This window comes from Mesorhizobium sp. BR1-1-13 (genome assembly GCF_020165515.1).
Taxonomy (GTDB): Bacteria; Pseudomonadota; Alphaproteobacteria; order Rhizobiales; family Rhizobiaceae; genus Mesorhizobium.
The window spans coordinates 314,042-338,011 of record NZ_JAIUIH010000004.1 but is presented as its reverse complement, the minus strand read 5'-3'; the positions used below and the strand labels follow the sequence as shown (position 1 = coordinate 338,011).

Genomic DNA, 23,970 nt, shown 5'->3' with positions numbered 1-23,970 from the left:
TTCTTGAATCTCTGGTGTCGAGCCTGGCGCGTGGCGCGCCGGAGCAAACAAAGGGTGGTGGTGTCGATGTACGGAAAACTGAAGATGTCGGTGGCGGCGGTGGCCGTGCTTGCGGCGAGCACGCTTGGTGCCGCGGCAAATGAAAAAGTCACCTTCGGCACCAACTGGCTGGCCGAGCCGGAACATGGCGGCTACTACCAGGCCGTGGCTGACGGCACCTATGCCGCATGCGGCCTCGACGTCACCATCATGCAGGGCGGCCCGCAGGTCAGCGGCCGGCCGATGCTCTTGGCCGGCAAGATCGATTTCTACATGGGCGGCAACCTGCTGTCGGCCTTCGACGCCGTCCAGCAAGGCATTCCGATGCGCGTGGTGGCGGCCGATTTCCAGAAGGATCCGCAGGTCATCATGTCCCATCCCGGCGAGGGGCTGGACAAATGGGAGGACCTGAAGAACGCCGAGCAGTACATTCTGGGCGACGAGGGCGCGCAGACCTTCTTCCAGTGGATGATCATCGAACTCGGCTTCGACGCGGCCAAGCGCGTGCCCTACACCTACAACACAGCTCCCTTCCTCGCCAACAAGAAGTCGATCCAGCAAGGCTATGTCACCTCCGAGCCGTTCGCGGTCAAAAAGGAAGGCGGCTTCGTGCCCAACCAGTTCCTGCTCGCCGACTATGGCTGGGACACCTATTCGACGACGGTCGAGGTGATGCAGGACACGATCGACAAGAAGCCGGAGGTGGTCCAGTGCTTCGTCGATGGCTCGGCCAAGGGCTGGTACAAGTATCTCTACGGCGACAACAAGGCCGCCAACGACATGATCAAGAAAGACAATCCTGACATGACGGATGAGCAGATCGCTTTCTCGATCGAGCAGATGAAGAAGTTCGGCCTGGCCGATTCCGGCGACACCGAGAAGCTCGGCATCGGCGCCATGAACGAGGCGCGGATCAAGAGTTTTTACGACAAGATGGTCAAGGCCAAGGTCACGCCCGCAGGCATCGACATCACGAAGGCCTATACGCTGGCCTTCGTCAACAAGGGCGTCGGGCTCGAGCTGAAGAAATAGGCCGTCCCGGCATGCTGCGGGAACAGGTGGCGCAGGCGCCGGCGAACGGGTCCGACACGGCTCCGGCATTGTTGGCGCTGCGGGGCGTCGGCAAGGTCTTTTCCAATGGCGTGACGGCACTCGCCGACGTCGACCTGACGATCCGGGAAGGGGATTTCCTCAGCCTGCTCGGGCCGTCCGGCTGCGGCAAGTCGACGGCGCTACGGCTGATCGCCGGCCTGGCGACGCCGACCTCCGGCATGCTCGACTGGCGTGCGGGCGGTTCGCTCGACCGCTCGAACATCGGCTTCGTGTTCCAGGAGCCGACATTGCTGCCCTGGGCCAGCGTTTTCGACAATGTCTGGCTGCCGCTCAGACTGAAGGGCGTCAGCCGCGCCAAGGCGGCACCGGTGGTGACCGAGATGCTGGCAAGGGTTCATCTCACCGGCTTCGAGAACGCCGTGCCGCGCGAATTGTCGGGCGGCATGAAGATGCGCGTATCGATCGCCCGGGCCCTGGTGACCAAACCGCGCGTGCTTTTGATGGATGAGCCGTTCGCGGCCCTCGACGAAATCACCCGCTTCAAGCTCAACAACGATCTCCTGGAGCTGTGGCAGGACGAGCGCTTCACAGTCGTCTTCGTCACGCATAGCGTCTTCGAAAGCGTGTTTCTGTCCAACAGGGTTGTCGTGATGGCGGCGCGGCCAGGCAGGATCTTCGACGAGCTTGCCATCGATGCGGCCTATCCGCGCGACGAGGCCTTTCGCACCTCACCCGATTATGCGGCGCTGTGCCGGCAGACGTCCGACGTGCTGGTCAAAGCCATCAATTCAATTCCAGGCTCGCATCATGACGGCCATTGACGGTGCATTGAAACTCGACCCCGAGGAAGCACGCCGCGCGCGCCAGGAGCGGCTCGAGCGGATCGGCCGCTGGATCCTGCCGCTGGCGATCATGGTCCTGGCGATCTGGCTGTGGGACCGCATCTGCGTGTGGAACGAAATTCCGCAATACATATTGCCGCGTCCCGGCGTGGTGCTGGGGACGCTCTACAACGACGCCGGCCTGCTGTTCTCCGCACTTTTGGTCACCTTGCGCATCACCTTCCTCAGTCTGCTCCTTGCCGTCATCGGTGGGGTCGGGCTGGCGGTGCTGTTTGCGCAATCGAAATGGGTGGAGATGTCGTTCTTTCCCTTCGCCATCGTGCTGCAGGTGACGCCGATCGTGGCCATCTTCCCGCTGATCAACATCTATGTCGACAACCAGACGACCAAGCTTCTGCTCTGCGCCTGGATTGTGGCCTTCTTTCCGATCCTCTCCAACACCACCCTCGGCCTCAACTCGGTCGACCGCAATCTGCGCGACCTGTTCAAGCTCAACGGCGCGACGCGTTGGCAGCAATTGCGCTATCTCAGGCTGCCGGCGGCGATGCCGTATTTCCTCGGCGGGCTGAAGATCGCCGGCGGCCTGTCGCTGATCGGCGCCGTGGTAGCCGAGTTCGTCGCCGGCGCTACCGGCCAGTCGTCGGGGCTCGCCTCGCGCATCATCGAGGCCGGCTACCGGCTGAACGCGCCCAGGCTGTTCGCGGCGCTGTTCCTGATCTCGCTGACCGGCATCCTGATCTTCCTCGTGCTGTCGCTGATTTCGCATCTCATTTTGCGGCGCTGGCACGAGAGCGCGCTGAAGCAGGAGCGGTGAGATGTCCGGCAGGACAGAGGGGGGCAGGCCTTGATACCAGCCTCTGGTTACTACCAGCTTGCCAACGCACGCGTTCATCGGTCCGTTACGCCTGACCTTGCCGCGCCCTTCGACAGCGACGGTTTCGCACTCGCCGACATCGCGGTGGCCGACGGCAAGATGTCCAGCATTGCCGTTCCTGGCAGATCGAACGCACCTGCCGATGCGATCGACCTCGGCGGCCGTATCGTCCTACCGTGCTTCGTCGACTGCCACACACATATCGACAAAGGCCATATCTGGCCGCGAAAACCCAATCCCGACGGCACTTTCATGGGGGCGCTGAATGCCACAGGTGCCGACCGCACTGCCCGCTGGAGTGCCGAGGACGTGGCGCGGCGCATGGATTTCTCGCTGCGCTGCGCCTACGCGCATGGCACCAGGGCACTGCGCACGCATCTGGACAGTGTCCCGCCGCAAGAGGAAATCTCCTGGCCGGTGTTCGAGACGATGCGCGAGAGGTGGCGCGGCCGCATCGAGTTGCAGGGCGCCTGCCTGATCGGCGTCGAGGGCGTGCGCGACAAGAATTGGTTCGACAGGCTGGCAAAAAGGGTGGCCGCCGCCAAGGGCGTGCTTGGCGTCGTCACCTATATGGTGCCGGATCTGGAAGAACTGCTCGACCATGTCTTCGCCCAAGCCATCAAGCATGGCCTCGATCTCGATTTCCATGCCGACGAGACCGACGACATCGCGGCGATCTCGCTGAAGAAGATCGCCGAGGCGTCGCTGTGGAACGGCTTCGAGGGCAAGATCCTCGTCGGCCATTGCTGTTCGCTGGCGCGCCAGCCGGACCTCGAGGTGCTGGACACGCTTGACAAGGTGGCAAAAGCCGGGCTGGCGATCGTCTCGCTGCCAATGTGCAATCTTTATCTGCAGGACCGGCGGCGCGATCAAACCACGCCCCGCTGGCGCGGGGTGACGCTGCTGCATGAGATGAAGGCGAGGGGCATCCCGGTCGCGGTCGCTTCCGACAATACCCGCGATCCGTTCTATGCCTATGGCGATCTCGACATGCTGGAGGTCTATCGCATGGCGACGCGCATCCTGCATTTCGATCATCCGGTCGCCGATTGGCCGCAGGCCGTCACGGCAACGCCGGCTGATGTGATGCGGCTCGATGGTTTCGGCACGCTTGCCGCCGGCGGCGATGCCGATTTCATTGTCTTCAAGGGCCGCAGCTGGACGGAATTGCTGTCGCGGCCCGAATCGGATCGCATCGTCGTGCGCGCTGGGCGCGCGATCGACCGGCAACTGCCCGACTATGCCGAACTCGACGAGCTGATGGTGGACTGATGGATATCGCCGCGCTGAAACGCGATCTCGACGGGATAAAGCTCGACGACAATCCGGCCATCGTCCAGCAGAAGAGCCGCGATTTCTACTGGTACAGCCCTGTGCTGAAACGGCAGCTCGATCACGTCACCGGCGACCTGGTCGTTACGCCGAAGACCGAGGCCGAGTTGATCCGCGTGCTTGCCTCCTGTCACCGGCATGGCGTGCCGGTGACACCACGCGGCAGCGGGACCGGCAATTACGGCCAGGCGATGCCGCTCTCGGGCGGCGTGGTGCTCAATCTCGCCGACATGAAAGAGATCAAGTCGATCGCGCCGGGGCGCGTGGTGACCGGGCCGGGCGCGGTGCTGGCCGACATTGACAAGGCAACGCGGGCGCATTCAGGGCAGGAACTCAGGCTCTCACCCTCCACCTACAACACCGCCTCGATCGGCGGCTTCATCGCCGGCGGTTCGGGCGGCGTCGGTTCGATCAATTTCGGCGGCTTGCGTGATTTCGGCAACGTGCTGCGCCTGCGCGTGGTGACCATGGAGGCCGAGCCGAGGGTGCTCGAACTCACGGGCGAGGATTTGCACAAGGTGACGCACGCCTACGGCACCAACGGCATCATCACGGAAGTCGAAATGCCGCTGACCGCGGCCTATGAGTGGATCGACGTCATTGTCGGCTTTGACGCCTTCATGGATGCGGCGCGCTACGGCAACGCACTGGCCTGCCAGGACGGCATCCTGACCAAGCTGATCACGCCGATCGCGGCACCCGTGCCGCAGCTCTATTTCAAACGGCACCAGAAATTCCTGAAGGATGGGCAGAGCATCTGCGTCGTCATGGTGGCGCGGCACGGGCTGGACGCGTTCCTTGCCTTCACGCGGCGCACCGGCGGCCAGGTTACTTTCAACGCCGCCACGGCGACGCCGGACGAGAAAAAGGGCCTGCCGCCGGCCTATGAGCTGGCCTGGAACCACACGACGCTCAGGGCACTGCGGGTCGACCCCGACATCACCTATCTGCAGTCGCTCTATCCCTTTCCCAATCAGCTCGCGCTGGTCGAGAAGATGGACGCGATGTTTCCGGGCGAAGTCTTCTCGCATCTGGAATTCGTGCGGCTGGACGGCAACATCACCTGCTTCGGCCTGCCGCTGGTGAAGTTCACCACCGAGGCACGGCTCGACGAGATCATCCGCCTGCATGAGGACAATGGCTGCCCGATCTTCAACCCGCATCGTTACACGCTGGAAGAGGGCGGCATGAAGCAGACCGATGCGGTGCAACTCGCCTTCAAACGCGAGACCGATCCGCAAGGCCTGCTCAATCCCGGCAAGATGATCGCCTGGGAAAACCCGGATTATGACTACTGTTCGGGACGGACTTTTCTGTTCAAGGGGCTGCAGAGGGTGGGATGAGGAGAGGTTCGCGCCTGAACGCCCCCCTGTGGCCTGCCGGCCATCTCCCCCTCAAGGGGGGAGATTATTCGCGCCACCGCTTTCGCCTGTCTCCAACGTTGGAAGCACAGGCGCGGCGTAAGGGCTGCCAATCTCCCCCCTTGAGGGGGAGATGGCCGGCAGGGCGGAGGGGGACGCCTCGCGCTGACCTTCGGGATATCTTCCCGTGAACATCCTCGTCCTCCACGCCCATCCGGTCGAGACCAGCTTCAATGCCGGCCTGCACCGGACGATCGTCGAGCGACTGACGGCTGCCGGCCATGCGATTGACGACTGCGATCTCTATGCCGAGGATTTCGACCCGCGGCTCTCTCGCCAAGAACGGCTGGACTATCACAATCCGCGCGGTTCCGCCGACCCTGCGGCGCCGTATGTCGACCGCCTGCTGCGCGCCGATGCGCTGGTGCTTTCCTATCCGGTCTGGAATTACGGCTTTCCGGCAATCCTGAAAGGGTTCTTCGACCGCGTCTTCCTGCCCGGCGTGTCTTTCAAGCTGATCGACGGCAAGGCGCAGCCGTCGCTGCATAACATCAGGAAGATCGCGGCGGTTACCACCTATGGCGGCAGCCGGTTCCGCGCCCTGCTGATGGGCGACCCGCCGCGCAAACTGGTCAAGCGCGTGCTGCGTGCCACGGTCAAGCCGGGTGCTCCCGTTTACTATCTGGCGCATTATTCGATGAACCTTTCGACCGACGAGACGCGCAAGGCGTTCTTGGCCAAGGTCATTGCCAGCATGGACAGATTCTGATGCGCGCGCTGGTGGTTTATTGCCATCCGGTGCCGGAGAGTTTTTGCGCCGCTATCCGCGACACCGCTGTGGAGGTGCTGACGCGAAGGGGCTGGGAGGTGCGGCTGCTCGATCTCTACGCCGAGAAGTTCGATCCGGTGATGAGCTGCGAGGAACGGCGTTTCTACAACGACCAGGCGCCGCAGGACCTTGCGCTGAAGCCGCATTTCGAGCTGCTCAACTGGGCCGAGGCGATCCTGTTCGTCTATCCGACCTGGTGGTACGGGCTGCCGGCGATGCTGAAGGGCTGGCTCGACCGGGTGTGGGCGACGGACGTCGCCTTCAAGCTGCCGGCCGGCAAGGGGCGGATCAAATCGCTGATGCGGCATGTGACCAAAGTTGGCGTCATCACCACCTGCGGCGCGCCGACCTGGTGGAGCGTCGTCGTCGGCCAGCCCGGGCGCAAGACCTTGCTGCGCGGCATGCGGGCGCTCTGCGCCACGCGCTGCCGGACCTTCTTCCTGGCGCACTATCTGATGGACGCCTCGACGCCGAAGACGAGGGCGGCGTTTCTGGCGAAAGTGCGGACAAAGCTGGAGCGGTTTTAGAAACAGCTTTCTTCGCCCCGTTCACGGGAGATGATGGCGCCTGCGCTAACTGCGAGAGGCTGGGGCCGCCCCTCATTCGGCCTTTCGGGCCACCTTCGCTAAGTGTGTTTGGTCTGGATCGAGCGAACCTATCCGGCCCACGAATAGACGTCCTGGAACAGGTGATGATGCAGGGCGAGATAGTGGTGATAATCCGGGGTTGCCCGCGGGCAGGGGCTCATCGGCGCCTTAGAAACAGCGCCAGCTCGAATTCGTCGATCTCGTCCTGATTTTCGATGCCTAGCAGATTCTGCAGCACCGTGCTGCCAGGATAGCAGGGGGATCGCCTTCGGCGGCGAAAACCACAAGCCGCTACTTCTTGCGGATTTGGTCCTTGGTGAGCGTGCGCCGCTCATCCCCACGCAGGCCGCGCTTGGCTGACTTTAGATTATATACGATTGAACTTATCCACCGGAATCGTCCCGTGGGTTCGCACCCGATTTAACGGCCTCAACGAGATGGAGCCCGGCGCACAACGCCAAGGCTTTAAATAGATGTATAAAGGAGAACTGAATCTCTCTTTTCCGAAATGTCATGGTCGGCAGAAAGGTATAGGAACCATAACTTATTGATATGTATGATCAACTATCATTTTTTGCGCTCGACAAAGGCAGGTTATGAATTTCCCTAAACGCAGGCTTTTACAAGCCATTCGCATCGAGCTATAGCCACACGTTGAAAAATATGCTGTCAATTCAGCTATAAAACGCCGGTCCGCGACGAAGTGAAATTGCCTGAGCATGGAGAATACGTGAAAGCGATCATCTTGCATTTTGTAGATCGCACCAATATCTAAATGGCATTGTAGCTTGGAGAATCGAAATGACTGATCAGCCTAACGCTGCCGATGCGGAATTTTCGGCGATGCAGACGCTTTACAATGCTCTGGAACCCCTCGACGACGACGCGCGCAGCCGGGTTGTCAATTACATCGTTGCGAGGTTGGAAATCGTCCATAACGCGAGCCGGGCTGCAGCAGCCGCGGCCGAGCCTGCAGCTGGCTCCGAACCGGCAGCGGAGCCGGAAATTGCTGAGGCAACCACCTACGGTTCCGTTGCCGAGCTCTACGACGCTACCCAACCGAAAACGAACGGCGACAAGGCCTTGATTGCCGGCTATTGGCTCCAGGTTTGCCAAGGCGCCGAAAACTTCGACAGCCAGTCGGCCAACAAGGAATTGAAGCACCTGGGCCAGGGTCTGGCCAACGTCACTGCGGCCATTGAATCTTTGAAGAATCAGAAACCGGCACTTGCGCTTCAGCTTAAGAAAAGCGGCAAGAGCCAGCAGGCCCGCAAGGTCTATAAAATCACTGTGGCCGGGGTCAAGGCAGTCGAGGCTATGATCAATGGATGAAGAACGCCTTGCCCAGGCGCTGTCAGGACTTCTCGGTGAAGTCCTGACAAAGGAGCTGTGCATTGACTTCGTGAAGGTCCGCCAGGACGCAACGACGCTGACCCTCGAGCGGGCATCGCCCGGGAAGTTTGTTGAGACGTTCGTGCAATGCCTTCAATACATGGCGAAAGGCAAATACGACGCCAAGCCCGACGTCGACGCCTATCTCAGCAAAACCGTTGAAAATGAAACGGTCATTCCGGAAGGGTTGCGCATTTGCGCGAGCCGCATTGCGCGATCTATCTACACACTTCGGAATAAGCGCAATATCGCGCACAAGAACCCGGTCGACCCGAACAGATTCGACCTAGCTTTCGTGCACCAGGGCGCCGCATGGATCACCGCGGAACTCTTGAGAAATGCCACCGGCGTTTCGATGGAGGAAGCCGGTAAACTTATCGAACTGGTGCAGGCTCCGTTGGGCACGCTGGTCGAGGAAATTGATGGCACCTACCTCGTCCATGCCGATACCTCGGTTAAAGGCGAAATCCTGATTTTGCTCCATAGCCGCTATCCGGAGCGGGTGCCGAGCGCTGATATTCTCAAGACGATGAGTGCAAGAAGTGCTGGGTCCGTGCGAAATCGCCTTGGGGAATTGAGGACAGAAAAACTCGTACACGGCGACGCGAAGACCGGATTCCGGCTCACACAGGCCGGGTATTCCGCGGCGGTCGGCGAAATCCAAGCCTTGATGAAAGCACCAAAATCCTGACCCTCCGGCGCATTTAAGCCAAGTCGCGCCGGATGGCTGCCTCCAGGCGATCGGCAGCTACATTCTCGGCCGCGTTGGCGCGTAGGATGCCAATCTCAAGGTATTCCACGATGGCAGTCCTTCCGCGTCGCCAATGATCTTCAACGAGGGCGGGACGCTGCACAATGCAAGGCAGGCCACGGCCAGGCCCGACTGGACGATAGCGGTCATACCGCGAGGCTCGCGCTCGAGTAGGTGCAGTGACGGCTGCTCAGCATCGGCCGTGGCGGCGACGATGTTGGCCCGCGCCGGGCAAAGTCTGGAACAGGGCAACCCGGGTCCCTGGTTGTTGATGTGCGCCTCGGCGTTGACCCATCTAATCGCGCACCTCCCCACAAGGGGAGAAGGAAAAAGCGCCGCTACATCTTCACCCTTTCCGCCTTCGGGTCATACATCGGCTTCAGCGACGCCTCCGCCGCGAAGCGCTCGCCGGCGATCTCGATCTCATAGGACGAGGCCAGCACATCCGCCTCGGTCTCGCCCTGGCAGGGCACATAGCCCAGCCCGATCGCGCCGCCGAGATGGTGGCCGTAATTGCCTGAGGTGATCGGGCCGACGATCTTTCCGTCGCGCAGGATCGCCTCATTGTGGAAGAGCAGCGGCTGCGGGTCCTTCAGCCGGAACTGGACCAGCCGGCGGCTCACTCCAGCTTCCTTCTTCTTCAACACCGCGTCGCGGCCGATGAAATCGCCTTTGGCCGTCTTCACCGCGAAGCCGAGACCGGCTTCCAGCACGTTGTCCTCGTCGGTGATGTCGTGGCCGAAATGGCGGAAGGCTTTTTCGATGCGGCAGGAATCGAGTGTATGCAGGCCGCACAGCTTCAGCCCGACATCGGCACCGGCCGCATCGATTGCCTCGAAGACATGGGCCGCCTGGTCGGTCGAAACATAGAGCTCCCAGCCAAGTTCGCCGACATAAGTGACACGGTGGGCGCGGGCGAGGCCCATGCCGATCTCGATCTCCTGGAAGGTGCCAAACGGGTTGTTCTCGTTGGAGAAGTCGTTGGGGCTGACCTTCTGGATCAATTTTCGCGCATCCGGGCCCATCAGGCAGAGCACGCTTTCGGCAGCGGTGACATCGGTGACGACGACGAATTCGTCCGTAAGGTGCTTGCGCAGCCAGGCGAGGTCGCGCTGCAGCGTCGCACCAGGCACGACGAGGAAGTAGGCGGTGTCCGACAGGCGCGACACCGTCAGATCGCTCTCGATGCCGCCGCGCCGGTTGAGCATCTGCGTGTAGACGATCTTGCCGGGCGCCACGTCCATGTCGTTGGCGCACAGTTTTTGCAGGAAGGCGCAGGCGTCGCGGCCCTCGACGCGGATCTTGCCGAACGAGGTCATGTCGAACAGGCCGACCTTGTTGCGGACGGCGAGGTGCTCCTCGCGCTGGTTGTCGAACCAGTTCTGCCGCTTCCAGGAATAGCGGTATTCGCGCTCCTGGCCTTCGCGCGCGAACCAGTTGGCGCGCTCCCAGCCGGCGACTTCGCCGAACACGGCGCCGCGCGCCTTCAGATGTTCGTGCAGGGGCGAACGGCGCACGCCGCGCGACGTTACCACCTGGCGATAGGGGAAATGATCGGCATAGAGCAGGCCGAGCGTTTCGGAGACACGCTCCTCGAGGTAGCGGCGGTTCTTCTGGAAAGGCTGGGCCCGGCGGATGTCGACTTCCCACAGGTCAAACGGTGCCTCACCGTCGTTGATCCACTGCGCCAGCGCCATGCCGGCGCCGCCTGACGAGACGATGCCGATCGAATTGTAGCCGGTCGCCATCCAGTAGCCCCGCAGTTCCGGCGCCTCGCCGAGATAGTAGCGGTCGTCGGGCGTAAAACTTTCGGGGCCGTTGAAGAAGGTATGGATGCCGGCGGTGGCCAGCATCGGCATGCGGTTGACGCCCATTTCCAGGATCGGCTCGAAATGGTCCATGTCCTCAGGCAACTGGTCGAAGCAGAAATCCTCGCTTATGCCGTCCATGCCCCACGGCTTGGCCACCGGCTCGAAGGCGCCGAGCATCATCTTGCCGGCATCTTCCTTGTAGTAGGCACACTCGTCGGGTACGCGCAGCACCGGCAGGCGGCTCAGCCCCGGGATCGGCTCGGTGACGAGGTAAAAATGCTCGCAGGCGTGCAGCGGGATGGTGACGCCGTTCTGGGCGCCCAGTTCGCGCGCCCACATGCCGGCGCAGTTGACGACGATGTCGGCCTCGATCGTGCCTTGCTCCTCGCCCTGCGCCCAGGACACGCCGGTGACGCGGCCGTTCCTGGTGTGGACCTTGGTGACCCTCACATTCTCCACGATGGTGGCGCCGCGCTGGCGCGCGCCCTTGGCCAGCGCCATGGCGATGTTGGCCGGGTCGCACTGGCCATCGAGCGGCAGATGCACGGCGCCGACGACGTCGGACACGTTGAGATGCGGGTACATCTCCTTGACTTCCCTGGGCGAAATCTCGCGCACGTCGACATCGAAGGCGCGGGCGAGTGACGCCTGCCGGTAGATCTCGTGCTTGCGCTCCTCGGTCAGGGCGACGGTGATCGAGCCGACCTGGCGCATGCCGGTGCCGACCTCGGTCTCGGCTTCCAGCTTGACGTAGAGGTCGGCCGAATATTTCGCCAGCCGCGTCATGTTCTGGGAGCCGCGCAACTGGCCGATCAGGCCGGCGGCGTGCCATGTCGTGCCCGAGGTCAGTTGCTTACGCTCCAGCAACACGATGTCGGTCCAGCCGAGCTTGGCCAGGTGATAGGCGACCGAGCAGCCGGAAACGCCGCCGCCGATGATGACGGCTCTTGCCTTGGCGGGAATGGTTCTGGGGGAAGGGATGTTCATGCTGCCTCGCGGCGATAGCTGGAGACAAAGCGGCGCAGCCTAAGTGCTGCTTCCCGCAAGACGGGTTCCGGCTGGCACAGGCTGACGCGGATATGGCCTGCTGCGGCCTCGCCGAAGCTGGAGCCGGGCATGACGCCGACCTTCTCCTTGTCAAGGAAGGCGAAGGCGAACTTCTCGTCGTCGGATTCGACGGCCGATATGTCGAGCATGACATACATGCCGCCTTCGGAGCCGCGCACGCCGACATTGTTCATGCCGCGCACGGCGTCGAGCAGGACGGCGCGTCGCGCCGCGTAGCGTTCGGCAATTTCCTTCACGCCATAACCCTTCTCCAGCGCCTCGGTGCAGGCGATCGAGATGAAGGCCGGCAGGCCGTAGGTCGTCACCAGATTGAGGTTGGTCAGCAGCGAGATCATCTCGCTCGGGCCGGTCAGCCAGCCCATGCGCCAACCGGTCATGCCGTGGCTTTTGGACATGGAATTGATGACCAGCGTGCGCTCGGCCATGCCGGGCAGGGAACGCGGCGAGATGTGCTCGCCGCCGCCGAGCGTCCAATAGACTTCGTCGGACAGCAGCCACAAATCGTGCTCGCGGCAGACCTCGGCCAGCTGTTCCAGCCGTTCGCGCGAATAGACGGCTCCGGTCGGGTTGTTCGGCGTGTTGATCAGGATGGCGCGCGTATTCGGCCGAAGTGCCGCGCGGATCATGTCGGCGCGTGGCTGGAAACCATCCTCGGCCGGGGTCTCGACAACCGTGAAGGTCGCGCCCGCGGCGCTGAAGGTGTTGGGGTAGGTCGCGTAGTATGGCGCAACCACGATGGCGTGGTCGCCCGGGTCGAGCACGGCCTGCACGGCGGCGTAGAGCGCCGCCTGGCCGCCCGGCGTGGCGATGACCTGGTCCGGCGTCGTCCCGACGCCCGTGCAGGCGACCGAGGCCGCCGCCATGGCCCCGCGCAGGCGCGGCAGGCCGGGCAGGGGGGTGTAGTGGTGATTGCTGCCGCGAACCGCGGTCACGCAGGCCTCGATCGTTTCGGAAGGCGTATCGAAATCGTGATCGCCGACCGACAGCATGATGATGTCCTCGCCGGCCTCCTTGCGGGCCCATGCGGCGAAGTGGACTTCCCAGCCATCCTTGCCCGACGGCACGATGCCTGAAATGCGCGATGATGGTTTTGGCATCAGGCTCTCAACCTTTCGTTCTTCGGATCCCACAAGGGCTCATCCTTCTGCACCACTGCCTTGAAACGGTCGCCGAAGATCTCGACCTCCACGGCGGTGCCGGGCTCGGTCAGATCGGCACGCAGCATGCCGAGCGCGATCGACTTGCCGACGCGATGGCCCCAGCCGCCCGACGTCGTCTCGCCGACGATCTGGCCGTCATGCCACAGCGTCGACATGTAGGGCGCGTCGCAATCGCCGGGGTTTTCCACCACTAGCGTGACGAAGCGCTTCCTGACGCCCTGCTGTTTCTCGTTCTGCAGCGCTGCCTTGCCGCGGAACTCGGGCTTGTCCCATTTGACGAAGCGCTCGAGCCCGCCTTGCAGGATCGAATAGTCGGTCGAAAGGTCACCCTTCCAGGTGCGGTAGCCCTTTTCGAGCCGCAGCGAATCCAGCGCGTACATGCCGAATGGTTTCAGGCCGTGCGGCTGCCCCACCGCGCAGATAGCGTCGAAAATGGCGGCGGTGTCATCGACCCTGGTGTGGATTTCCCAGCCGAGTTCGCCGGCGAAGGAGACGCGTACCAGCTTCGCCCAGCGCCCGGCGATCTTTGTTTCCTGATGCGTCAGCCAGGGCAAGGTCAGGTCGGCCTCGCAGACGGCTGCGAGGATTTCCCGCGACTTGGGGCCGGCCAGGATTTGGGTGGAGAATTCCTCGGTCCGGTCGATCAGCTTGAAGGTCGCATCCTTGGGCATGTGCGATTTCAGCCATTCGAAGTCATGCCATTGCGCAACCGCCGCAGTGATCAGCGTCATGGACTCCTCGCCATGGCGCACCACCGACATTTCAGTGACGATGCGGCCCTTGTCGTCGGAGAAATAGACGAGACCGATGCGGCCGGGCTTCGGCACGAGGCCGGTCACTTGCCGGCTCAGCCATTCGGCGGCGCCCGGACCTTCGAGGTTGAAGCGCGAAAAACCCGGGAGGTCGAGGATGCCGGCGGCGTCGCGAACGGCCAGGCATTCCTCGCGCACGCGGTGCTGCCACGGCCCGTCGCGACGGAAGGTGAGCGTTGCTTCCTCGGAGACGTCGTCACCATCCTGCGCATACCAGGTGGCGCGCTCCCAGCCATTATAGGCGTCGAAGCGGGCGCCGAACGCCTTGATGCGATCATGGATCGGCGACAATTTCCTGTCGCGTCCCGCCGGCCAGGCATGACGTGGAAACTGGATGGCGTATTCGTTGCCGTAGATCTCCATGCCTTTGGCAACGCAGTAATCCGGAGCCGAAGCGAAGGACGTGAAGCGGCGCGGGTCGCAGGACCACATGTCCCATTCGGTCTGGCCCTCAGTGACCCATTCCGCCAACACCTTGCCTGCACCGCCGCCTTGCGCGATGCCGAAGGTGAAGACGCAGGCCTCGAAGGCGTTGGGGACGCCCGGCATCGGCCCGATCAGCGGATTGCCGTCCGGCGCATAGGGAATCGGGCCGTTGATGACCTTGGACAGGCCGGCGGTACCCAGGATCGGCACGCGGGCGACGGCGTCGGCCAGATAATGCTCCAGCCGGTCGAGATCGTCGGGGAAAAGCTGGAAGGAAAAATCCTCCGGCATCGGATCGTTGTGGGTTGCCCAGTGCGCACGGCAATTGCGCTCATAGGGGCCCAGATTCATGCCGTTCTTTTCCTGGCGCAGATAGTAGGAAGTGTCGACGTCGCGCAGCAGCGGCAGTTTCCTGCCCTGGTCCTTCGACCATGCGGCGAGTTCGGGGATTTCCTCGAACAATATGTACTGATGGCTCATCACCATCATCGGCACTTCGCGGCCGAACATTTTTCCGACTTCGGCGGCACGGTAGCCGGCGGCGTTGACGACGATCTCGCAGCGGATCTCGCCTTGCGGCGTCACGACCACCCATTCGTCCCTTTCGCGGTGCACGCTGGTGACGGGGCAGAAGCGGATGATTTTAGCACCCATGTCGCGCGCGCCCTTGGCCAGCGCCTGGGTCAGCTGCGCCGGGTCTATGTCGCCGTCGCTCGGGTCGTAGAGGGCGCCTTTCAGCTCATGAGTCTCGATGAAGGGATAGCGGCGCTTGATCTCGTCCGTGCCGACGACATCGAGGTCCATGCCCTGGTAGCGGCCCATGCCCTTGGCGCGCTGGAACTCCTGCATGCGCTCTTGCGTGTGGGCAAGCCGCAGCGAGCCGGTGACATGATAGTTCATGGGATAGTCGACGGCCTCGGCCAGCCCGCGATAGAGCTCGGTCGAATAGCGCTGCATGTTCATCAGCGACCAGGACGAGGAGAAGGTCGGCACATTGCCGGCGGCATGCCAGGTCGAGCCGGAGGTGAGTTCGTTCTTTTCCAGGAGAACGCAGTCGGTCCAGCCCGCCTTGGCGAGATGGTAGAGCGAGGAGGCGCCGACGACACCGCCTCCGATGATCACCACGCGTGCCGTGCTCGGCAAACCGGCCATGTTTTTCTCCAACCCTTGATCCAATTTTCATTCAATAAACCGGCGGCGAAACCACCCAGATGACGACCGCCGGCTCCATTCCCGGATTGCGCCAGCGAAAAGGCTTGCCCTCGAAGCGAAAGGAATCGCCTTCGCCGAGCCGGTGCCATGTCCCCGATATTTCGATGTCGAACGTCCCCGACACGACATATCCAGCCTCTTCGGTCGGCCGGCGCGCCTCGCTCTTGAGTTCAGCGCCCGGCGCGAAGACGGAACGCAGCATCTCGAAGCTACCGCCGAGATCGGGCGACAGAAGCTCCTCCATGAGACCGGATTCGCTTGTGCCAAGGGTGCGGCGGCTGCCGGCGCGCACGACCGCGCCGCGCTCGCTTTCGACGGGCACGTCGTGGCCGAAGAACAGGCTGACCGGCACGCCGAACAGTTCGCCAAAAGCCCTGAGATCACTGAGCGACGGTGTCGACAGGCCGCGTTCGACCTGGCTGACCCAGCCGACCGACCTGCCGAGTTTCAAGGCGATCTCGGCAAGCGTCAGGCCGCGCGCCTTGCGCAGCGCCCTGATATCGCCGGCCAGCAATCGCTCGTAGTTTCCCTGCAATGCTTTCGCTGTAGCTGGGGGCAAATCGTGCTCTCGTGAAAAAATCCCATCAAATTTCATGAGATGCCGGAGCGGTGAAAAAATCAAGCGGATTTTCACGAGTGCACAAGATTTGCTTGCGCGATTTTGGCGGTTCATGCAAAGGCTCGGCCGCGAGCGGCGAGTGGGGACGTCCGATCGGGACACAGGGTAAGGACGGCCCATGCTGGAAAAGAAGGCTCGAATCACGGTTGATGCCGAGATCGTCGACGACGCGATCGTATCGCGCCGGTCGGTGCGCGCTTTTCTGCCCGACATGGTCGACGACGACACGATCCGCGACATACTGGCGGTTGCGGCACGCGCCCCTTCAGGCACCAACATGCAGCCATGGCGGGTCTATGTCACCAAGGGCGATACCAAGCAGCGGATATCGGATGCCATCCTGAATTCCGGCATCCGTGCCGAAAAGGCCGACTGGGACGAATATCGATATTATCCCACGCAGTTCTTCGAACCCTACCTGACCCGCCGCCGCGCCAACGGTTTCGGGCTCTACGGCGCACTCGGCATCGGCCGCCGCGAGGTCGACAAGATGCGCGCCCAGCACGACCGCAACTTCGTCTTCTTCGACGCGCCGGTCGGCATGATCTTCACCATCGACCGCCGCCTCAACCAGGGTTCCTGGATCGACTACGGCATGTTCCTGCAGAACATCATGGTTGCCGCGCGGGGCAGGGGCCTGCACACCTGTCCGCAGGCGGCGTTCGCGCCCTATCACCGGCAGATCAGGCCGGTGCTCGGCATTCCCGACGAGGAGATCGTCGTCTGCGGCATGGCGCTCGGTTATGAAGATACGTCGAAGCCCGAAAACGCCTTCCGCACCGACCGCGTGCCGCTGGAGGAATGGGTGACGTTCAGCGAGTAGGCCGATTGTGTCTGCGCTGCGACATCCGTTATTCCGTGTTCATCTGGGCGCCATGGCCGCTGACATGGGCGCCATCCTGCGGCGTCAGCTTGAGATAGGCCGATAGCGCGCACAGCGTGATGACACCCTCGATCACGAACAGTATCCGGAAGTCATTGGCGACGGCCGGACGGCCGCCGGCCAGAAACGATAGTGCAGCGGCGGCGAGGCCGACGCTGATCGCCACCGCCAGTTGCCACAATATGTAATAGAGCGCGCTGAAGCGGGCGAGCTGCTCGGGCGCGATATCGGAATAGGCAAGATTGCCGGTCGACGCCCATTGCGCGGAACGGAAGACGCCGAAGATGAAGATGTAGGCAAGCACGATCCACACCGGTGTCGTCGCCTGCATCAGGGCAAAGCCCGCAACCATGGCCGCTACGACGGGCGTGTTGAAAACCAGCACGCGGCGGAAACCGAAGCGGTTGAGGAGGCGTGGCATGAAAATACGCATGACCACCGACCCGACCGCGGCGACGAAGGTCAGCGACCCCGCCTGCACCGCGCTCATGCCGAAGCCGAGCTGGAACATCAGCGGCAGCAGGAAGACGACGGAGCTGAGGCCGATCGTGTCCAGGCCGCCGCCGGTGAGGAAGGAGATGCGGAAGGTGCGGATGCGCAGGAGCTTGAGGTCGAGCAGGGGGTTGCGCACGCGCAGGCAATAGAACGAGGCGACCGTCAGGATGACCAGCGCCAGGGCAAGCTCGACCGCGATCACGCCGGCGGCCGCATCTTTCGCCGCCAGCGAATCCATGCCGAAGACAAGCAGGACCATGCCGCTGCCGACCAGCAGGAAGCCCGGGAAGTCGAACGGCGTGCGCACGGGTTTGGTCACCGTCGGAAACAGCGAGGCGGCAAGGACAGCCGCCGCCAGTGCGAAGGGCACGTTGATGAAGAAGATCCAGCGCCAGGAGATGTAAGTGGTCAGCGCGCCGCCGACGAGCGGACCGACCAGCGGGCCGGACTGGCCGGCCAGCGAGATATACATGTTGATCTTCAGCGTCCGGCTTCGAGGGAACGTCGACAGGATGACGACCTGGCCGAGCGTACCCATCAGCGCGCCGCCGAAGCCCTGCAGCGCGCGGGCGCCGACCAGCGTCCAGATGTTGTCGGACAGGCCGCACAGCGCCGACGAGGCGGCGAACACCAGCAGCGCAAAGCAGTAGACGTTGCGCAGGCCGAAGCGGTCGGCGGCCCAGCCGCCGAGCGGCATCGAGATGATCAGGCTGGCGACATAGACCGTGATCAGCAGGCCAAGCTGGCTGGGTGGACGGCCGAGGCTTTCGCTGATGCCGGGCAGCGCCGTCACCACAACATTCTGGTCGAGGCTGGTCATGAACACGCCGCAGGCAACCGTCAGCGGCAGCAGGAGCGTGGCCCTGGCCGACACATCGGCGCGATCGGTGGCGCCGGCGGATATTTCTGCGGTCATGGAGATATTCGAGCCAAACGGATGCGCGGATTCTGGAGACGGGTTTTGTTACCCTTCGGACCGGCTTGACGGCCATATCATGCCAGTATGACGGCCGCCGGCGCATTGCTGTAGCGTCAGAGCCGGCCGGCCTTGATGCCAGAATTCGTCGAGCCCGAGCCTACTGTACCTCGTAGCCGACTTCCTCGCTGGCATGACACAGCGCCTTCCAGAAGGAGCGCGCGAAAGAACGGAAGACGTAGATGTCGAACTGGTCGCCGCCGGTGCGCTGGACCTGGGCGAAGATATCGTGATGGGTGGTCGAGCGGCCGGCGCCGAGCGGGAAGGCCGGCAGCGCGAAATCGATGGCGAAGAACTTCGCCAGCACCCATTCGGCCTTCGGTCCGGCGATGCGGATCACGGTGCGGCCATGCGAAAGATCGGTCACCGTGCCGATGGCGGGGGTCACCACGTCAGCGAAAGCCGCGGCCAGCCCCTCGGCTTCGTCGGCTACGGTGAACTTTCCCGGCGCGAAACCGAATGCCGATTTAACGCCATTGGTGGCGCCGCCGCCGGCGCCGTCGGGCAGTGTAAGCCCGGTGACGGTGCGGATGCCCGATATCAGTTTCTTCTCTTCGCCCGGCCAGGCGGCGAGCTGCACGATCGAGCCCGGCCGCGTCTCGGTCAGGATGACCTCGACACCATGTTCGAAATCGCCGTGCGAGCCGACATGGAATTCCGGCTCCAGCGGTGAAAGACGCTCAACCATGCATGCGGCTCCCGTCCGGATCGTAGAAGTGGTTGGAAACGATCTCGACCGGCCCGAACCGATTGCGCAGTGGATCGGAGACGTGGGCGCGCGAGCCGTGCCTGGCCTTGCCGCCTTTGACCAGCGCCAGTGCGATGTGCTTGCCGAGCGCCGGCGAATAGCAGCAGGCCGTGATGTGGCCGATGGAGCCGTGCGGGTTGGACTCGTCAAGCTCCTCGACGATATGCGCGCCGCCGTTGAGCGGCCTGTTGTCGAGCGCGACCAGGCCGACAAGTTCCAGCCGGTCGGGGGAGATGAGGCCCTCGCGGTCCATCATCGCCGAGCCGATAAACGGTTTCTTCTTCGACAGCATCCAGTCGAGATGCAGGTCGCGCGCCGTGGTGCGGCCGTCGATCTCGGCGCCCGTCACATGGCCTTTCTCGATGCGCATCGTGCCCAGGGCTTCCAGTCCGTAGGTTACCAGGCCGAACGGCTTGCCGGCCTCGACAAGCGCTTCCCAGACATGGGTGCCATGGTCGGCGCCGCAATAGACCTCGAACGCCATTTCGCCTGAGAAGGACAGCCGGCAGATCATCACCGGCACGCCAGCGATCTGGCCACGCACGATGCCCATGAACGGCAGCGCCGCGTTGTCGACAGCGGTGCCGGCGACGCAGCCGGCCAGGATCTGCCTGGCTTTCGGCCCGCCGATCGCTGCACCCGCCCACTGGTCGGTCACGGAGGTGACGTGAACCTTGAGCTCCGGCCAGATCACATCGAGGAAATATTCCAGGTGCTGCATCACCTTGCCGGCATTGGCCGTGGTGGTGGTCATCAGGAAATCCTGTTCGCCAAGCCGCCATGTGGTGCCGTCGTCGAAGGCCAGCCCGTCCTCGCGCAGCATCAGTCCGTAACGGGCCTTGCCGACGGCCAGCGTGGAAAACATGTTGGTGTAGACACGGTCGAGGAATTCGGCCGCGTCCGGACCTTGCACCGCGATCTTGCCCAGCGTCGAAACATCGACGATGCCAGCGCTTTCGCGTGTCGCCCTGGCCTCGCGCACATAGGCCTGCTCGACCGTTTCGCCGGCAAGGCCGTAGATCATCGGCCGGTACCACAGGCCGGCGGAATACATGGTTGCGCCATTGGCGACATGCCAGTCATGCATCGGCGTCAGACGTTCGGGCTTGAGGTCGCCGAAGCGCTCCGCCGCCAGCGATCCGATCGAAACCGGCGCAAAAGGCGGCCGAAAGCGCGTCGTGCCGACTTCCGGGATCGGCTTGCCCAGCGCCTCGGCCATGATGGCCAGGCCGGGAACGTTGGAATTCTTGCCCTGGTCAGTCGCCATGCCGAGCGTGGTGTAGCGTTTCAGATGCTCGACCGAGACGAAGCCTTCGCGGTACGCGAGCCGCACGTCCTCCGACGTGACGTCATGCTGGAAGTCGACGAAGCTCTTGCCGCTGGCCCTGATCTCGAACACCGGCGCCGGATCGGGATCGCAAGGTACGGCTTCGATCGAGGGCAGCGCGGCCGGCGTGGTTTGCGCGCCCGCCGCGGCAAGGCCTGCGGCGCGGCCCTCACTCACCGCTTCGGCGGTGGAAAAGCTGCCGGTGAAGGCGCCTGCGCCAATCCAGTTCTGCGTCGGCTTCGGCGGCAGGAAGGCTTGCCGGGCAGCATTCCACTCCGCCTTGGCGCCGGCCTGGCTGGCCAGATGGATGGTTGGCGACCAGCCGCCCGACATCAAGAGGCAGTCGGCATGGATGCTGCGCGCGTCGCCGGTGAGCGTGCCGTTGGTCATGTCGAAGCGCTGCAGCTTGACGCCGGAAAGCGCCTTGCCTCCCTCGGTGGCGATGACGGCATGGCCGGGAAAGATCTCGGCTTCGGTTTCCTCGGCCAGCTTGCGCATTTCGCCCGAAAGCTCGGGGCGGACATCGACAATCGCGGCAATCCTTGCGCCGGCCTTCTTCAGCGCCAGGGCGCAGCGATAGGCGCTGTCATTGTTGGTGAACAACGCGATCGTCTGCCCCGCCAGCACGCCGAATTCGTTGGCGTAGCGCTCCGCGGCATGCGCCAGCATCACGCCCGGGCGGTCATTGCCCGGGAATACAAGCGGCCGTTCGAAAGCGCCGGTGGCCAGCACCACCGACCGTGCGCGGATCGCCCAATAGCGATGGCGTGGTTCGCCCTTGCCGGGTGTCTCCTTGTGATCGGTGACGCGCTCAAGGGCAGCAAGCGTATTGCTGTCGTAGTAGCCCCAGACCGTGGTGCGCGGCAGAAGCCGGACATTGTCGTAACCCTCGAGCTGGGCCACGGTTCGCCTGGCCCAGTCGGCCGCCGGCAGGTCATCGATCGTCTCGTTCGACCAGTTGGCAGAGCCGCCGAAACGCGGATCGAGTTCGGCAAGCATGACGCGCGCGCCCTGGTCAGCAGCGGCCTTGGCGGCCGTCAGCCCGGCAGGGCCGGAGCCGACCACCAGCACGTTGCAAAAGGCGTTCATCCGCTCATAGCGCGCCGGGTCGGCGGCGGACCCGGCACGGCCGAGGCCGGCGGCGCGGCGGATGAAATGCTCGCAGAACATCCAGAAGCGCGTGCCCTTCAGCGGCCCGATCACCGGACCCATGAAGGTCTTGTAGTAGAAGCCGGCCGACAGGAGCTTGCCGCCGAGCTGGTTGACGGCGCTGACGTCCCAGGTCAGCGACGGAAAACGGTTCTGGCTGACGGCGACCAACCCGTCATGAATCTCGACCATGGTCGCCGCGACGTTGGGCTCGCGGACCTCGCCCTTCAGCACCGTCACCAGCGCGTTCGGCTCTTCCACGCCTGCTGTCAGGAGGCCGCGCGGGCGGTGGTATTTGAACGAGCGCCCGTAAAGCGTGACGCCGTTGGCCAGCAGCGCCGAAGCCAGCGTATCGCCGGCATGGCCGGTGTAGGACGCGCCATCAAAGGTGAAGCGGATGGTCTTCAGCCGGTCGATGCGGCCGCCGGTTTCGGTGCGGCGCGGGCTCACGATTTGCCCTCCGCCTTGCGCCGCGCGACCGAGCCGTGATCGCCGCGTGCGAAGGCCACGCTGGAAATCTCGTGCGTCAGCGTGTTGCGCACGACCCTGAGATGCGCGCGGCAGCCGCCGGAATGCTGCCAGATCTCGTTGTGGTCTCCGGCCGGGTTCAGCCGGTCATAGACATAGGCGTTCCAGGCTTCGAAGTTCTGCGAGGCGGGGTCGGGACGCTCGCGGTTGCCGTCACCCTGGTAGGTGAACTCGATGACGTCGCGCGGGCCGCAATAGGGACAAGTGATCAACATCGGATATTCCTGGTGCAGCCTTGCTCAACGGAGCCTTAGTGAGATCTTGTTCAGTGCAGTCTGGGGTTGGCGCCCTGGCCCTTGTCGTCGATCACCAGGCCGCGATGGAAGCGGTCGAGCGTGAAGGGGGCGTTGAGGTCGTGCGGCTCGTCCTTGGCGATGGTCCAGGCAAAGCACCAGCCGGAAGCAGGCGTCGCCTTGAAGCCGCCATAGCACCAGCCGCAGTTGAGATACATGCCGGGCAGGGGCCCGGTGGTGATGATGGGCGAGCCGTCCATCGACATGTCGCAGACGCCGCCCCATGAGCGCAGCATGCGCACGCGGGCAAGCCCCGGGAACAGCGCCAGCATCTCGCTCATCACCTCGTCGACGATGGGCAGGTTGCCGCGCTGGGCGTAGCTGTTGTAGCCGTCGATGTCGCCGCCATAGACGAGGCCGCCCTTGTCCGACTGCGACATGTAGAAATGGCCCATGCCGAACGTGACGACCGTATCGATGAAGGGTTTCAGCGATTCGGTGACGAAGGCCTGCAGCACATGGCTCTCGATCGGCATCGTCTCGATGCCGGCGAGCTGCATCACCCGGCCGGTGCTGCCGGCCACCGCAACCGCCACCTTCTTGGCGCGGATGTCGCCGCGTGATGTGGTGACGCCGGTGATGCGGTCGCCGTCGCGCAGGAAGCCGGTGACCTCGCAATTCTCGATGATGTCGACGCCGCGCCGGTCGGCGCCGCGCGCATAGCCCCATGCCACGGCGTCGTGGCGGGCGGTGCCGGCGCGCCGCTGCATCAGGCCGCCGACCACGGGGAAGCGTGCATCATTGGAAATGTCGAGCGCGGGAAGCAGGTGCTTGATTTGCGCCGGCGTCATCAGTTCGGCGTCGACGCCGAGATGGCGCATGGCGTTGCCGCGCCGTGCATAGTCGTCGAACTGGGCCGGCGTGTGCGCCAGGTTCAGGCAGCCGCGCTGCGAGAACATGACGTTGTAGTTGAGATCGTGCGACAGGTTCTCCCACAGCTTCATCGAATGCTCGTAGAAGCGGGTGTTGGCGGGCAGCAGATAGTTGGAGCGCACGGCGGTGGTGTTGCGGCCGACATTGCCGGAGCCGAGCCACCCTTTTTCCAGCACCGCGACATTGGTGATGCCGTGTTCCTTGGCGAGATAATAGGCAGTCGACAGCCCGTGCCCGCCGCCGCCGATGACGATGACGTCGTAGGATGCCTTCGGGTCCGGCTTTCGCCAGGCCGGCTTCCAGTCCTTGTTTCCCTTGAGCGCGTTCGCGAGCAGCGAAAGGGCCGAGTACTCTGCCATAGGTATGATGTCCGTTTCGGGCGATGCGGCAGACTATAGAGCAGGCCGCACGCGCAAAGCCAATATTGCGCCATCGCCTTTCGACTGGCCGACGCTCCGGCCACCGCCAGATCAGCGCAGGTGGCGGTCGGATCAGGCGACGAATCCGGGTGACGGGATCCTTCGTAGGCG

Annotated in this window: 19 protein-coding genes; 10 read left to right on the top strand and 9 right to left on the bottom strand. The window is 63.5% G+C overall.

Annotated features, from left to right (window positions below):
* Positions 1–66: 66 nt before the first annotated feature.
* The 9 genes from LB533_RS12315 to LB533_RS12275 all read left to right on the top strand — a co-directional run bounded on the left by LB533_RS12315 (position 67) and on the right by LB533_RS12275 (position 9,000).
* Complete coding sequence (locus tag LB533_RS12315) at positions 67–1,071, top strand: ABC transporter substrate-binding protein (RefSeq protein ID WP_140639073.1); 1,005 nt, start codon at positions 67–69, stop codon at positions 1,069–1,071.
* An 11-nt stretch (positions 1,072–1,082) separates the two neighbouring features.
* Entirely contained in the window at positions 1,083–1,913 is an 831-nt protein-coding gene (locus tag LB533_RS12310) for an ABC transporter ATP-binding protein (RefSeq protein ID WP_140639072.1), read from the top strand.
* The gene (locus LB533_RS12305) at positions 1,900–2,748 is read left to right on the top strand and encodes an ABC transporter permease (protein ID WP_140639071.1); all 849 of its coding nucleotides are present in this window, start codon (positions 1,900–1,902) and stop codon (positions 2,746–2,748) included. Before LB533_RS12310 ends, LB533_RS12305 begins: the two co-directional genes overlap by 14 nt.
* 30 nt (positions 2,749–2,778) lie before the next feature.
* Positions 2,779–4,080: a cytosine deaminase gene (locus LB533_RS12300; protein ID WP_140639070.1), complete on the top strand. Its 1,302-nt coding sequence runs from the start codon at positions 2,779–2,781 to the stop codon at positions 4,078–4,080.
* On the top strand, positions 4,080–5,483 hold the full coding sequence (locus LB533_RS12295) for an FAD-binding oxidoreductase (protein ID WP_140639069.1): 1,404 nt from the start codon (positions 4,080–4,082) through the stop codon (positions 5,481–5,483). Before LB533_RS12300 ends, LB533_RS12295 begins: the two co-directional genes overlap by 1 nt.
* Before the next feature lie 205 nt (positions 5,484–5,688).
* A complete protein-coding gene (locus LB533_RS12290; protein ID WP_140639068.1) occupies positions 5,689–6,270 on the top strand; it encodes an NAD(P)H-dependent oxidoreductase in 582 nt (193 codons plus the stop codon).
* Positions 6,270–6,857, top strand: a complete 588-nt coding sequence (locus LB533_RS12285; RefSeq protein WP_140639067.1) for an NAD(P)H-dependent oxidoreductase — start codon at positions 6,270–6,272, stop codon at positions 6,855–6,857. Before LB533_RS12290 ends, LB533_RS12285 begins: the two co-directional genes overlap by 1 nt.
* Before the next feature lie 861 nt (positions 6,858–7,718).
* Positions 7,719–8,249: a hypothetical protein gene (locus tag LB533_RS12280; protein WP_140639066.1), complete on the top strand. Its 531-nt coding sequence runs from the start codon at positions 7,719–7,721 to the stop codon at positions 8,247–8,249.
* On the top strand, positions 8,242–9,000 hold the full coding sequence (locus tag LB533_RS12275; protein WP_140639065.1) for a hypothetical protein: 759 nt from the start codon (positions 8,242–8,244) through the stop codon (positions 8,998–9,000). The genes LB533_RS12280 and LB533_RS12275 overlap by 8 nt, the downstream gene beginning before the upstream one ends.
* 398 nt (positions 9,001–9,398) lie before the next feature.
* On the opposite strand, the gene LB533_RS12270 is transcribed toward LB533_RS12275, so the two are convergent.
* Genes LB533_RS12270 through LB533_RS12255 form a run of 4 tightly spaced genes read right to left on the bottom strand, consistent with a single transcriptional unit; the run spans position 9,399 to position 16,063 of the window.
* On the bottom strand, positions 9,399–11,858 hold the full coding sequence (locus tag LB533_RS12270; protein ID WP_140639064.1) for an FAD-dependent oxidoreductase: 2,460 nt from the start codon (positions 11,856–11,858) through the stop codon (positions 9,399–9,401).
* Complete coding sequence (locus LB533_RS12265; RefSeq protein ID WP_140639063.1) at positions 11,855–13,036, bottom strand: pyridoxal phosphate-dependent aminotransferase; 1,182 nt, start codon at positions 13,034–13,036, stop codon at positions 11,855–11,857. Before LB533_RS12265 ends, LB533_RS12270 begins: the two co-directional genes overlap by 4 nt.
* Positions 13,036–15,489: an FAD-dependent oxidoreductase gene (locus LB533_RS12260; RefSeq protein ID WP_140639062.1), complete on the bottom strand. Its 2,454-nt coding sequence runs from the start codon at positions 15,487–15,489 to the stop codon at positions 13,036–13,038. The genes LB533_RS12265 and LB533_RS12260 overlap by 1 nt, the downstream gene beginning before the upstream one ends.
* A 31-nt stretch (positions 15,490–15,520) precedes the next feature.
* Complete coding sequence (locus tag LB533_RS12255; RefSeq protein WP_181169333.1) at positions 15,521–16,063, bottom strand: helix-turn-helix domain-containing protein; 543 nt, start codon at positions 16,061–16,063, stop codon at positions 15,521–15,523.
* Between the two features lie 223 nt (positions 16,064–16,286).
* On the opposite strand from LB533_RS12255, the gene LB533_RS12250 reads away from it, so the two are divergent.
* A complete protein-coding gene (locus tag LB533_RS12250; protein ID WP_140639060.1) occupies positions 16,287–16,991 on the top strand; it encodes a nitroreductase in 705 nt (234 codons plus the stop codon).
* Positions 16,992–17,019: 28 nt separating this feature from the next.
* On the opposite strand, the gene LB533_RS12245 is transcribed toward LB533_RS12250, so the two are convergent.
* From LB533_RS12245 to LB533_RS12225, 5 genes are all read right to left on the bottom strand, one after another.
* The gene (locus tag LB533_RS12245; protein ID WP_224556607.1) at positions 17,020–18,462 is read right to left on the bottom strand and encodes an MFS transporter; all 1,443 of its coding nucleotides are present in this window, start codon (positions 18,460–18,462) and stop codon (positions 17,020–17,022) included.
* A 160-nt stretch (positions 18,463–18,622) separates the two neighbouring features.
* Positions 18,623–19,210, bottom strand: coding sequence for a sarcosine oxidase subunit gamma family protein (soxG, locus tag LB533_RS12240; RefSeq protein ID WP_140639058.1), 588 nt, complete (start codon positions 19,208–19,210; stop codon positions 18,623–18,625).
* The gene (locus LB533_RS12235) at positions 19,203–22,196 is read right to left on the bottom strand and encodes a sarcosine oxidase subunit alpha (protein WP_224677264.1); all 2,994 of its coding nucleotides are present in this window, start codon (positions 22,194–22,196) and stop codon (positions 19,203–19,205) included. The genes soxG and LB533_RS12235 overlap by 8 nt, the downstream gene beginning before the upstream one ends.
* Complete coding sequence (locus tag LB533_RS12230; protein WP_140639056.1) at positions 22,193–22,489, bottom strand: sarcosine oxidase subunit delta; 297 nt, start codon at positions 22,487–22,489, stop codon at positions 22,193–22,195. Before LB533_RS12230 ends, LB533_RS12235 begins: the two co-directional genes overlap by 4 nt.
* Before the next feature lie 50 nt (positions 22,490–22,539).
* On the bottom strand, positions 22,540–23,799 hold the full coding sequence (locus LB533_RS12225; protein ID WP_140639055.1) for a sarcosine oxidase subunit beta: 1,260 nt from the start codon (positions 23,797–23,799) through the stop codon (positions 22,540–22,542).
* Between the last annotated feature and the right edge of the window lie 171 nt (positions 23,800–23,970).

What these genes read in the sequence shown, in the direction of transcription:
- LB533_RS12225 (WP_140639055.1), bottom strand. Translation starts at nt 23,799, where the DNA reads ATGGCAGAGTACTCGGCCCTTTCGCTGCTCGCGAACGCGCTCAAGGGA.
- LB533_RS12260 (WP_140639062.1), bottom strand. Translation starts at nt 15,489, where the DNA reads ATGGCCGGTTTGCCGAGCACGGCACGCGTGGTGATCATCGGAGGCGGT.
- LB533_RS12280 (WP_140639066.1), top strand. Translation starts at nt 7,719, where the DNA reads ATGACTGATCAGCCTAACGCTGCCGATGCGGAATTTTCGGCGATGCAG.
- LB533_RS12265 (WP_140639063.1), bottom strand. Translation starts at nt 13,036, where the DNA reads ATGCCAAAACCATCATCGCGCATTTCAGGCATCGTGCCGTCGGGCAAG.
- LB533_RS12245 (WP_224556607.1), bottom strand. Translation starts at nt 18,462, where the DNA reads ATGACCGCAGAAATATCCGCCGGCGCCACCGATCGCGCCGATGTGTCG.
- LB533_RS12305 (WP_140639071.1), top strand. Translation starts at nt 1,900, where the DNA reads ATGACGGCCATTGACGGTGCATTGAAACTCGACCCCGAGGAAGCACGC.
- LB533_RS12315 (WP_140639073.1), top strand. Translation starts at nt 67, where the DNA reads ATGTACGGAAAACTGAAGATGTCGGTGGCGGCGGTGGCCGTGCTTGCG.
- LB533_RS12310 (WP_140639072.1), top strand. Translation starts at nt 1,083, where the DNA reads ATGCTGCGGGAACAGGTGGCGCAGGCGCCGGCGAACGGGTCCGACACG.
- LB533_RS12295 (WP_140639069.1), top strand. Translation starts at nt 4,080, where the DNA reads ATGGATATCGCCGCGCTGAAACGCGATCTCGACGGGATAAAGCTCGAC.
- LB533_RS12270 (WP_140639064.1), bottom strand. Translation starts at nt 11,858, where the DNA reads ATGAACATCCCTTCCCCCAGAACCATTCCCGCCAAGGCAAGAGCCGTC.
- LB533_RS12285 (WP_140639067.1), top strand. Translation starts at nt 6,270, where the DNA reads ATGCGCGCGCTGGTGGTTTATTGCCATCCGGTGCCGGAGAGTTTTTGC.
- LB533_RS12250 (WP_140639060.1), top strand. Translation starts at nt 16,287, where the DNA reads ATGCTGGAAAAGAAGGCTCGAATCACGGTTGATGCCGAGATCGTCGAC.
- LB533_RS12230 (WP_140639056.1), bottom strand. Translation starts at nt 22,489, where the DNA reads ATGTTGATCACTTGTCCCTATTGCGGCCCGCGCGACGTCATCGAGTTC.
- LB533_RS12275 (WP_140639065.1), top strand. Translation starts at nt 8,242, where the DNA reads ATGGATGAAGAACGCCTTGCCCAGGCGCTGTCAGGACTTCTCGGTGAA.
- soxG (WP_140639058.1), bottom strand. Translation starts at nt 19,210, where the DNA reads ATGGTTGAGCGTCTTTCACCGCTGGAGCCGGAATTCCATGTCGGCTCG.